We start from the raw sequence: 11,453 nt of genomic DNA, 5'->3' as shown, positions 1-11,453 counted from the left end.
GCACATAGAGACAATCATTATAAATTCAGAGGCTATCATGAACACTATCATCATGAAAACAACTATCATGAAAAACATGACACCTAAGATGCTGATGATCATGCTGCTAAGCAGCAGCGCATTATTAGGCTGTAGTCAAAAAGCAGACGATGTAGAGACGGTAGCCAGTAAACACGATGCTGAGCAAACGGTTGACTATCAAGCAAGTCGCAATACTGGCAGCTGGGGCGCTGTCTATATGAGCCGTGACGAGCTAAAAGCGCAGCCTATCAATGTCGTTGATGACAGCTCATTACCCAATATGGAAAATGATCCTATTATTAGCGAGTGGGAAGCAAAGTTTGAAGGGTCAAATGCCTTTATTACGACCGATGGCAAAAAGCTCTATCATGACTCCTGTGCTGGCTGTCATATGCATAAAGGCGAGGGCGCTTATGGTGCAGGCTATTACCCGCCACTGGCTAACAATAGCAAAATGCAGTCAAAATATTACATCATTAATATTTTGATCAATGGTTTCCGCGGGATGCCATCGTTTCATATGATGATGAATGATGCGCAAATGGCGGCAGTGACTCAATACGTCGTCAGTGACTTAAATGGTTACACGGATACAGTGACCGATGAAGACGTGGCCAAGCTCAGACATGCCAATCCGCCCGGTTATGATCCAAGTGAATAGTGTTGCTGTGAACAATGTTTCCTTAGAATAAAAGCTGATCAATTTACTCTCATATAAAAAAGTGCCCAATCGATGATAGGGCGCTTTTCTTGGTTAAGACATTACGAATTTCTAGCTCTATCTGGGACTGGCTGACCAGACAGGTGAGCGAATCGTACCTTGCCCAGATTTACCAAAGGCTTCGCCGCCGTTTAGTGATTTGATAGTCAGTACGCCCTTACCACCTTGCTTTGATGCATAAACAACACGCTTACCATTTGGTGAAAAGCTCGGTGCTTCATCGATACCAGTATTGCCCAAATTAGCAGTGACCGCGCCGCCGCTGTTCATAACAGCCGCTGAGCGCCCATTTAAAAAGGCAATTTGCGTACCATCACTACTAAATTGTGGGCTGGTCGCATAACCACTATTAGACACTTTGGTTGTGCGCCCTGAACCAAATTCATAACGATAAATCTGCGGCTTATTAAATCCAGTCTTATCAGATACAAAGACAAAAGATCTGCCATCAGGGGCGTAGCTTGGCTGTACTTCACTGCTTGGCCAATTGGTCAGTCGTCTTGGTTGACCGCCGCTGGCACTCATCTCATAAATATCAGCACTGCCTTCAAAACTACTCGAAAACAGTATTTTGCTGCCATCTGGCGAGAACGAAGGACTTAAGTTGCTACCAGGGAAAGGCGTCAATGGAGTTGCACCGCCGCCGCTCACGCTTTGCACATAAATAACAGGATAAGATTTATCACGTTGTACTGAATAAGCGATACGATTGCCATCGGGCGACCATGCTGGAGAGAAGATAGAGCCTGAAACCTCAGTAATGGTTTTGGCGTTTTCGCCATCAGCATCCATGACTTTTAAGCGTGAGACTTTTGCTTTGCCAGTGCCAATTTCTTCGATATAAGCAATACGCCCTGAGAAATCACCTGGAATCCCAGTAATCAGCTCATAGACTTTATTAGAGATGACGTGAGCGGCATAGCGCATGTTGTCTTTATCAGCAGTTAAGGTTTGCTTACCTTCGATCACGCGTCCTGTCTTAACCTCAATCACTTCGTAATCGGTGACCACTTTACCGCGGCTACTGCGTGTGCTGCCGACTACTAAATAAGGAACCCCCATACTTTGCCAAACGGGTAGAGTGCCAGCCAGCTCGCTGCTACTATGCGGCTGTTGTGGTAGGTTTTGGTTGGTAACTTTTAGCTCAGTTTTGCTCAAATTATTTAAAATAATAGGCGACAACACACTATCACCAGCAAAAGCCACAAAAGCCACTTGGTTCTGTTGCACAGGAATATCGTAATCGAGTTCTAAAACAATGGGCGCTGCCAATACACTTGGCGCGATCAGCAAGCTTGAGGCGCTAGCAAGTAACGAGATGAGTAGTTTTTTATGGGTGCGCATGAGTAAGTTTAGCTCCTAAAGCAGTATGAGTATCATTTTTATAGGTTATTAGTCCGCCATAAAGATAAGGCAGTCCCTTCTACAGTACAAGCTGTTTAAGGTAACGTTATCAATAATATAAGACATGAGCAACTGATTAATTGCTACCTTTAAACTGTAGAGTAAAGGTTGGGTATTTGGGATCGTCAGCATCGATTGGTAAGCTGCCTGTGTTCAATACGGCTTGTTTTGCGGCTTCATTGACAGCTTCATCAGGTCCTGAAGCGGTAACATTGGTGATATTACCGCTGGCATTGACCGTAATTGTGAGGGTCGCACGCTGGGTTGAGCCCTTTGCCGCAGTCGGTGGGTTATAGTTACGTCTGATGAGGTTAATGATTTCACTATTACTGGCGCCGCGACTGCCACCTGACGCTGAGCGGCTGTTGCCTTTTGAAGGGCTTGAGGTTGTGCTATCACCAGATAAAGTCGACTGCCCATCGTTTGATAGACTAAGGGTTTGACCTGAACTACTAGAGCCGCCCGTATTGATTTCTATATTTCGGTCGGTAGCAGTTGGGCGCTTAATCTTGGGAGGATTGTTTTGTTTATTGCGGAAATCCCCAAGCCTTTTTTGCTCTTCAATCAGCTGCTGTCGTCTTTCTTTTTCAATCTGGTCATGTTCTTCTAAGACGGATTCGTCTAAGCGCGCGGCCCACTCAGCCATACTGCGCTCATACTCTTGGTTTTGCTCAAGTAGGCGTTGATGCTGCTCTTCACTCATGAGCATCGGACTAGTAGCAGATTCATCCGAGCGTGTGAAGACAGGCACTTGCTGAGAGTTTGGTTGAGCAGGATTTGGAGTGCTGACGCTTCCATCAAAGGCTTCTGTTGGCGTAGCTGAACTACTTGAGCCGCTTTCCGCTTGCATAGCACTGGCTGCGGCGGCGCGATTTGCAAGGATTTGACCTTGCATCTCGGCTAACTGTTCAGGAGATACCATGGTCGTTTCAATACTACCTGCGGTCTCAACGTCCATATTTTGGTAGGTATAGATAAGTATACCAATGACAAGACCATGTGCCAGCAAACTGAGCAGCGTGGGTAAGGTTAGCCCATTGCCTTCGGGTTCAGTTGGTACATAAACGGTTGGAGCCTTGTGCATGGTAGTGATACTCAAAAACGTGATACTAAAAGATAAGCTACATCAGATTATCTGCTTTATTATAACCGGCTACACCAAAACGGCTGTTTTTTAATATTATAAAATGATTAAACCGCTGGTGTAGGCAATGGAGCGCCAGTTAATAGTCCAACCTTCTGAATACCGGCTTGTTGCAACGTTGCCATCAAAGTCATGATAGCGCCATATTGATTGTTTTGGTCGGCATTAATCATCACTTGTACTGGCTGAGCACCGGCATCACTGCTTTGACTTTGCAAAGTCGAGAGGGTATCAATTAGCTCAGGCTCACTAACAGGTAAGTCAACATTGCTCTCATAACTGATAAAAATCTCACCGTTACCGGTCAAAGATACAATGACTGGTAGCTGGCTTTGACTCATGGTGTTGGTTTGCTCTTTTGGCAAATCAACATCGACGCCAGTAATCAGCATCGGCGCGGTCACCATAAATATCACGAGCAGCACGAGCATTACGTCGATATAAGGAACAACGTTCATCTCCGCATTCAGTGCTTTTTTCTCACGGCGATAGGGACTTTGTTTCATAGACCAGCCACCTGAGTGCTTTGGTTGGCTTGGTTGGCTTGGTTTACTTGAGTGCTAGGCTGCGGGCTTTCATTACTGGTTTCGCGCTGCAGCATACCTGTCATCTCATCACAGAATAAGGCACGTGAATCATATAATCGACTAGATTTGGCGGTAAAATGGTTATAAGCCAATACCGCAGGAATAGCGGCAAACAAACCCATAGCGGTGGCAATCAATGCTTCTGCAATACCTGGTGCCACAGCGGCTAGGGTAGCTTGTTCATTTTGTGACAAGCCCAAAAAGGCATTCATGATACCCCAAACGGTGCCGAACAGACCGACGTAAGGTGCAACGGAGCCGATGCTGGCAAGCGTTGTAAGTCCTGATTCCAAAAGTAGCTGCTGACGACCAAGACCCACCCTAAGCTTACGCTCAACGCCATCGATAATGTCATCTTTTGGTTGACGTTTTTTGTGCATTCTTAAGTATTCAGAGAAGCCAACATAGAAAATCTGCTCAAGACCTTGGCGCTCAGGTGAGCCCTGAATACCTTGATACAATTTCGCCAAATCTTCACCCGACCAAAACCACGCCTCGAACTGTTGGTCAAAGTTTCTGGCAGTGCCAAGCCGCGCACTCATACGAAAAATAATCACCCAACTGAGTAACGATGCTAATAATAATAGAGCCATCACGATCTGAACCAGCAGGCTCGCTTGAGTAATAAGGTCGATAATATTTAAGGATTCAGGCATGTAAAGGACTCATGGATAATTAATAATAGTCATTAAAAATAGGGTGCTCATATTAACCCCCTAGTGTACTGCTAATCTTGGTAAATATCATTAATAATGTGTTAATTACATAATGAGCAGTTTTTTCCTAAAATTTATGGTGACAGCACTATCATTTTATAATATTGTCCATATGGTCAACTATTTTTTGCTCTTTTACTGACAAGTTCATGGCATTCATTGAAATTATCTATTTATTTCCATAGAATGTTATGATTTGTTGCTGTAATTTTTCACAGTGGTTTTATTTTTAGCAAATCTTGTGTGGCTAAAGGATTAAAAACATCATCTCCAACCGTAGTTTATAGCGTCATTTACAGTCGCAATTTGGAAGCGTCATTTATCGTCGCAATTTAGGTGTATTTTTTATGTTTGAGTTAAAAGCGGCATTTATCGTCGCAATTTGGAAGCGACATTTATCAATACCATTTGATAATGATAATTTACTCACTGCAATTTGGAAGCGACTCCTATGAACGCAATTGAACGATATTTTGGGATCGATGGGCACAATACCACGATCAAAACAGAGATTTTAGCAGGTGTAACCACGTTCTTGACGATGGCTTACATCATATTTGTCAACCCTAACATACTTGCTGATGCAGGTATGGATAAAGGCGCAGTATTCGTAGCTACCTGTCTTGCCGCGGCCATTGGTTGTTTTATTATGGGTATTTATGCCCGCCTGCCAGTCGCACTAGCGCCTGGAATGGGACTCAATGCCTTCTTTACTTATGGCGTGGTTTTAGGAATGGGCTATGCTTGGCAAACGGCGCTTGGCGCAGTATTTTTGTCAGGTTGTATCTTTATCCTATTAAGTTTGTTTAAAATCCGTGAAATCATTATTAATTCTATTCCGACCAGTATCAAACAAGGGGTTGTCGCAGGTATTGGTGCGTTTTTGGCCTTTATTGCGCTTCAAACCTCAGGTGTCATCGTCAATAATGATGCGACACTAGTGGGACTAGGTGACATGACCACGTTTTCACCTGCGATGGCAGCCCTTGGTTTTATTGTTATCGTTGGTTTGTCACATAAAAAAGTACCCGGTGCGGTCACTATTGGTATTTTATTGGTTGCGCTTATTAGCCTTGTCACAGGAAATACCCAGTTTACAGGTATTATCTCAGCGCCGCCCCCTATTGCACCAACCCTGATGCAGCTTGATATTGCTGGCGCGTTCGATGTAGCCATGATTAGTGTTATCTTTGCTTTCTTATTCGTTGATTTATTCGATACAGCAGGCACGCTGATTGCCACCACCACTCAAGCAGGTTTGATTGGTAAAGATGGTAAAATCCCAAATATGGGCAAAGCATTGCTAGCAGATTCGACGGCGACTGTGGCAGGTACAGTACTTGGTACCTCATCAACAACCAGTTTTGTTGAAAGTGTCTCAGGTATTGCTGCAGGTGGTCGTACTGGTTTGATGGCTGTGACCGTTGGCGTGTTATTTTTACTCAGCTTATTCTTTTCACCACTTGCCGGTATGATTCCAGGATATGCGACTGCGGGCGCTATCTTTTATGTAGCAGTACTCATGATGGAAACATTAAAAGATGTCAAATGGAATGACTTAACAGAAGCGGCACCAGTGGTGGTGGTCCTATTGTTTACACCTTTGACCTATTCTGTCGCTGACGGTATTGCGCTTGGCTTTATCACTTATACTGCCATCAAAGTAGTTGCTGGTAAATTCTCTGACATCAGTATTCCTGTTTTGCTATTGACAGTAGTATTACTGGCTAAAATTATCTTTATCTAGTTTTTAATCAATCGACGCGCACTGTTAATTACGGTTGATATTGCTATAGAGATATCAGTTAAGCCCTTCTTATTATCAAATGATAAGAAGGGCTTTTTGGTATTTACTATTCTTATTATATCAAGACAGTAGCGCCAACTATTTGATTCATAAAACAATTAATCATAAATAGTAAATCGGAAATTATAACCAAAGCGTCACGTTTGTGAATGCGTTAATAACTGTTTGTTTTTTAACACTATTATAATTGGCTAAAATGCATAATATTGTTAGTTTGAAAATTTATTTCATGGTAATATGCGGATATTAAGCGCATCACCTCAATCAACGCCGTAGAGGTTTTTCTTATCAGTGAATCAGCATTGCATATTGCCACTTTATATTGCAAACACTCTCCTTTCACTACTAACAAGAAGAAGGCACTAATGCCGCTTAGTTTTATGTTGTTGCCTTTGTATTGTTGACGTAGTCCGTTGCACAGTCAAACGATCTACTTGACCTTTTCCAGCTTATGCTGGATTTTCTCGTTTTTTAATATTGTCGTGTGTTCTGTTCATTGTTATGTATGTTATCAAAGCCGAATCACTCACACTGCTTAATAGCTGATTGTGATTGATTGCTGTTTTCGATAGGGTAGATGATAAACCGTTTCAATACTTTAGCGTTACGACGTTGTTTTAGCGCCACAATATTTAAAAGTTTCAATATTTAAAAGTCACAATATCAAAAAGTTTCAATGTTAAAAAGCCTCAGCGCATCACTTATGATGGATTTTCAAGTTATGGAGTTGTTATGAACCCAGTAGAGCAATTTACCCCGCAAGAGCCGATTTTATTTAATCCTATTGATTTGTTATCACCAGAATATATTGCTCAGTCATCAACAGAGCTACATGCGCGTATATCGCCTTTATATAGCGTAGATGAAGAGCGCTGGTTGACGCAGTTATTGCCACTTGCCAAACCGACAGATGCCGAGCGTGACAGTGCAGCTACGCAGACGCGTCAGCTGGTTGAGCATGTGCGTAATGATGGTAAAGCGGTAAAAATGGTCGACTCATTATTGCTTGAGTACAGCTTGGATACCCAAGAAGGTGTTTTGCTCATGAGCTTGGCGGAAGCCTTGATTCGTGTGCCGGACAATTATACAGCTGATGCGCTGATTCATGACAAGATGAGCGTCGCTGACTGGAAAAAACATTTAAAAAATGACAATGGTTTTATGGTCAATGCCTCAACGTGGGGCATGATGATGACAGGCCGTGTGGTGAGCATCGATAGTGATACCACGGCATCTGGATTTTTAGATCGCATGACCAAAAAGATGGGTGAGCCTGTTATTCGTAGTGCCATGCAAAAAGCCATGCGTATCATGGGACACCAGTTTGTACTTGGCGAAACGATTGAAGGCGCTAATAAAAATAGCCAGCCATATCGCAATAAAGGCTATACCTACTCATTTGATATGTTGGGTGAAGCGGCAATTACTCATAAAGATGCTGAAAAATACTTTAATGATTATTTGCATGCTATCAAAGCCACTGCAAGTGTGAAAGTTAAAGAGGGCATGCCTAAGCCATCAGTTTCGATCAAGCTGTCTGCATTGCATCCGCGTTATGAAGCCACGCAAGAAGCGCAAGTCATGGGGCTGTTGCGTCAACGCTGCTTACTGTTGATTGAAGCTGCGCGTGAGGTGAATGTTGATATCAGTATTGATGCCGAAGAAGCCGATCGTCTTGAGATATCGCTAAAACTATTTGAGTCCTTATATCGCGACAATCTAACAGCGGATTGGGATGGTCTTGGCTTAGTTGTACAAGGTTACTCAAAGCGTGCAATTGCTATTTTGGCTTGGCTGGCACGCTTGGCAACTGAGGTTGGCGACCGTATTCCTGTACGTCTAGTAAAAGGCGCTTATTGGGATACAGAAATCAAGCTTGCTCAACAAAAAGGTCTATCAGGCTATCCGGTCTGGACGCGTAAAGAGGGGACGGATACCGCTTATCTTGCCTGCGCGCGTTTCTTATTGTCAGAGCATTTGCGCGGGCTAATCTGGCCACAGTTTGCCACCCATAATGCCCATACGCTTGCCTCAATCATGACCATGAGTGCCCATAGAGACTTTGAGTTCCAGCGTCTACATGGTATGGGCGATGCATTGTACGATCATATCTTGCAAGCCTATCAAATCCCTGTGCGTATCTATGCACCCGTTGGCGCTCATAAAGATCTGCTGCCGTATTTGGTACGTCGATTGCTCGAAAACGGTGCCAATAGCTCGTTTGTCCATCAGTTATTAGACAAGTCTTATCCAATTGACAAGCTAACTGTACATCCGTATGACAAGCTATTAACCAATGCAACGCTACACAATCCAGATATTCCATTACCGTTAGCTATCTATGGCGCACGCCGTGCCAGCTTTGGTCCCAATATCTTTGTAGAATCGCAGTGGATACCGTTTAAAGCAGCTATCGATACGCATATATACAAAACATGGTCTGCGACTTCTGTTATTAATGGCAACGCAGTCAATGACAATACGGTAGATGGCGACACTCATCAGCTTGACAAGCAAGCTATATGTGCGCCTTGGAACCATGAAGTCATTGCCGGTGAAGTCGTCTATGCCAATGCTACTATCGCACAGCAAGCAATTGCGGCGGCAGTCGCTGGACAAGGCGAATGGCAAGCGGTTGCTGCTACTAAACGTGCGGCTATATTGCGTAAAATAGCGGACTTATATGAAGAAAACTATGCAGAGCTGATGGCATTATGCCAAGTTGAGGCAGGTAAAACCTTACAAGACAGCATTGATGAAATCAAAGAAGCGGTTGATTTTTGCCGTTTTTATGCTGATGAAGCTGAGCGTTTAGATGATGTTATTTATGAGTTTACCGATTTGGCAGGCAAGCCGTCGCGTCAAGTTTATAAAGCACGTGGCACCTTTATTTGTATCAGCCCATGGAACTTTCCATTGGCTATTTATACCGGTCAAGTAGTTGCAGCACTGGCTGCAGGTAATACCGTAGTGGCAAAACCTGCCGAACAGACGAGCTTAATCGCTCATTTTGGTGCGCAGCTTATGTATCAAGCTGGCGTGCCAGTAGAAGCATTGCAACTCGTGATTGGCGCGGGCGACGTTGGTGCTGCATTGACTGCTGCGGACAATATCGCAGGTGTTATCTTTACAGGTTCGACCCAAACGGCGCAGCGCATCAACCAAAGCCTAAATGCCCATGCTCAAGTCAGCGGTGAGCTGCCTGTCTTTATCGCCGAGACTGGCGGACAAAATGCCATGATTATGGACTCAACGGCATTGCCTGAGCAAGTGGTTAGAGATGCGGTATTATCTGCCTTTGGTTCAGCAGGTCAGCGCTGTTCAGCATGTCGTATCTTATGTGTACAAGAAGAGATGGCAGATGATTTGATTGAGCTATTGCAAGGCAATATGGCTGAATTAATCGTTGGCAACCCGCTATATGCGACTACAGATGTAGGTCCTGTGATTGATATTGATGCCAAGCGCGGACTTGAAGCGCATATCGAACGCATGCGCGCTGAGCCAACGGCTACGATTTTGGCGCAGACACCGATGAGTGATAGCTCAGAGGTCAGTCAAGATCAAGCAACGTTTGTATTGCCAACGGCGATAGAAGTAAAAAGTATCGATGTGATCGGTGGAGAGCATTTTGGTCCTATTTTGCATGTACTGCGTTATGAAGCACGTGATCTAAATAAGCTGATTGATGCAATCAATGCGACGGGTTTTGGTTTGACCTTGGGCATCCATAGCCGTATTGAAAACACAGTAGAGCATATCGAGCGCCGAGCCTTTGTCGGCAATACTTATATCAACCGTAACCAAATCGGCGCGGTCGTCAACGTACAGCCGTTCGGTGGCTGCGGTCTATCGGGCACAGGTCCCAAAGCAGGTGGTCCACATTATGTCGCCCGTCTGATGAGCTTAACGACAGAGCAGTTGGCTAATGAGCAAGTGGCTCTGATAGACAATACCACTGCAACCAGTACTCAAACAATAATCGCATAAGGAGTAGCACTATGGCGACTGAATTCAAAAAAAATCATGGCCAAGTTTGTGAAACTTGGCGTTTGCTTGGCGCAGTGAATCGTGCCACTTATCTGCAAGAAGCCGCACCAAGACTGGCATTATTGACCGGTGATGCCAATAAGGCAAAGCGTCTGTTCAATCATTTATTGAGCGCCTCACCCATGCTTGACGAAGAGCACCGTATGACTGGTGCTACGGGCGAGTCAAATGACTTGTACGTGACGGGTCGCGGTAAGACGATGGTTGTTGGCGGCGAGTCTGCTCGCGCGATGGCAGTGCTTGGGCAATTGCTAGCAGCATTATTAACGGGTAATGAGGTGATATTGCATTGCCCAAGCCAAGATGAGATGTGCATTGAAGCGGCAAAAATCCTCTATGAGAGTGGCATCAGTGATGATGTGCTGAGTGTCGCCAATGACTCACAAACCGTCACGCTTTTATATATCGATCGCCTTGCGCAAGTTGCCGTCTCTGGTAATCGGCAAGAGGTGCAAGCGGTCAGTCAAGAGCTTGCCAAGACCGATGGTATGTTGACGCAAGTCATTAGCGTCACTGATATGGACGGCTTATCAGAGATGCTAACGCCTGATTATCTATACCGCTTCGTCACTGAGCGTGTAAAGACCATTAATACCACTGCCATTGGCGGAAATGCAAGCTTGTTAGAGCTTGGCACATAGAAGTAACAGCAACAATTTAGTACAGGCAACCAATAATCTCATAAGAAGTTAAAAGATTAGCTTATTGCCAATAAAGAAATAGCTCGAATAGTAAAAATGACGATCAGTCATTATTCCCAAATATTTGGTGAGTAATTTCTGGTCGTTTTTTTATGCTTAAATTTAGAGGTAGGATAGGTAGGCATTTTAGTAAATACTCACTTTAGTAATGAAGTTTCTTGGCTTTTCAACCAAAATAAGGTATTTTTTGAGTTGTAAGTTAAACAAAGATGGTGATAATATAAGTTAACCGTTTAGTCAGCAATTATTCACTAAATGGTTAATAAATCCCTTTAACACGGAACGTTGACGTAAGCTAAGCC

8 protein-coding genes are annotated in these 11,453 nt (G+C 44.0%); 4 read left to right on the top strand and 4 right to left on the bottom strand.

What is annotated here, in order from left to right:
* The first annotated feature begins 37 nt into the window (after window positions 1–37).
* Window positions 38–682, top strand: coding sequence for a c-type cytochrome (locus FQ083_RS01255; protein ID WP_149408438.1), 645 nt, complete (start codon window positions 38–40; stop codon window positions 680–682).
* Window positions 683–799: 117 nt separating this feature from the next.
* Here FQ083_RS01255 and FQ083_RS01250 read toward each other — a convergent pair whose 3' ends face one another.
* The 4 genes from FQ083_RS01250 to tolQ form a co-directional block, all read right to left on the bottom strand.
* Window positions 800–2,086: a PD40 domain-containing protein gene (locus tag FQ083_RS01250; RefSeq protein ID WP_133104208.1), complete on the bottom strand. Its 1,287-nt coding sequence runs from the start codon at window positions 2,084–2,086 to the stop codon at window positions 800–802.
* A 136-nt stretch (window positions 2,087–2,222) separates the two neighbouring features.
* Window positions 2,223–3,230 carry a cell envelope integrity protein TolA gene (locus FQ083_RS01245; protein WP_133104209.1) on the bottom strand — a complete coding sequence of 336 codons (1,008 nt, stop codon included), beginning with the start codon at window positions 3,228–3,230 and terminating at the stop codon, window positions 2,223–2,225.
* Between the two features lie 107 nt (window positions 3,231–3,337).
* A complete protein-coding gene (gene tolR / locus FQ083_RS01240; RefSeq protein ID WP_133104210.1) occupies window positions 3,338–3,796 on the bottom strand; it encodes a protein TolR in 459 nt (152 codons plus the stop codon).
* The gene (gene tolQ, locus FQ083_RS01235; RefSeq protein WP_149408436.1) at window positions 3,793–4,533 is read right to left on the bottom strand and encodes a protein TolQ; all 741 of its coding nucleotides are present in this window, start codon (window positions 4,531–4,533) and stop codon (window positions 3,793–3,795) included. The genes tolR and tolQ overlap by 4 nt, the downstream gene beginning before the upstream one ends.
* Window positions 4,534–5,044: 511 nt before the next feature.
* On the opposite strand from tolQ, the gene FQ083_RS01230 reads away from it, so the two are divergent.
* The 3 genes from FQ083_RS01230 to FQ083_RS01220 all read left to right on the top strand — a co-directional run bounded on the left by FQ083_RS01230 (window position 5,045) and on the right by FQ083_RS01220 (window position 11,091).
* Window positions 5,045–6,340, top strand: a complete 1,296-nt coding sequence (locus FQ083_RS01230; protein ID WP_149408435.1) for an NCS2 family permease — start codon at window positions 5,045–5,047, stop codon at window positions 6,338–6,340.
* A gap of 792 nt (window positions 6,341–7,132) precedes the next feature.
* The gene (putA, locus tag FQ083_RS01225; protein ID WP_149408433.1) at window positions 7,133–10,390 is read left to right on the top strand and encodes a bifunctional proline dehydrogenase/L-glutamate gamma-semialdehyde dehydrogenase PutA; all 3,258 of its coding nucleotides are present in this window, start codon (window positions 7,133–7,135) and stop codon (window positions 10,388–10,390) included.
* Window positions 10,391–10,401: 11 nt separating this feature from the next.
* On the top strand, window positions 10,402–11,091 hold the full coding sequence (locus FQ083_RS01220) for a 1-pyrroline-5-carboxylate dehydrogenase (protein ID WP_149408431.1): 690 nt from the start codon (window positions 10,402–10,404) through the stop codon (window positions 11,089–11,091).
* Window positions 11,092–11,453: the final 362 nt, after the last annotated feature.

It is taken from the genome of Psychrobacter sp. ANT_H59 (assembly GCF_008369225.1).
Lineage (GTDB): Bacteria > Pseudomonadota > Gammaproteobacteria > Pseudomonadales > Moraxellaceae > Psychrobacter > Psychrobacter cryohalolentis.
This window is presented reverse-complemented; position numbering and strand designations above follow the sequence as displayed.

Excerpts from the sequence above, each read along its gene's own strand:
- FQ083_RS01255 (WP_149408438.1), top strand. The coding sequence starts at position 38 with ATGAACACTATCATCATGAAAACAACTATCATGAAAAACATGACACCT.
- FQ083_RS01230 (WP_149408435.1), top strand. The coding sequence starts at position 5,045 with ATGAACGCAATTGAACGATATTTTGGGATCGATGGGCACAATACCACG.
- tolR (WP_133104210.1), bottom strand. The coding sequence starts at position 3,796 with ATGAAACAAAGTCCCTATCGCCGTGAGAAAAAAGCACTGAATGCGGAG.
- FQ083_RS01220 (WP_149408431.1), top strand. The coding sequence starts at position 10,402 with ATGGCGACTGAATTCAAAAAAAATCATGGCCAAGTTTGTGAAACTTGG.
- FQ083_RS01250 (WP_133104208.1), bottom strand. The coding sequence starts at position 2,086 with ATGCGCACCCATAAAAAACTACTCATCTCGTTACTTGCTAGCGCCTCA.
- putA (WP_149408433.1), top strand. The coding sequence starts at position 7,133 with ATGAACCCAGTAGAGCAATTTACCCCGCAAGAGCCGATTTTATTTAAT.
- tolQ (WP_149408436.1), bottom strand. The coding sequence starts at position 4,533 with ATGCCTGAATCCTTAAATATTATCGACCTTATTACTCAAGCGAGCCTG.
- FQ083_RS01245 (WP_133104209.1), bottom strand. The coding sequence starts at position 3,230 with ATGCACAAGGCTCCAACCGTTTATGTACCAACTGAACCCGAAGGCAAT.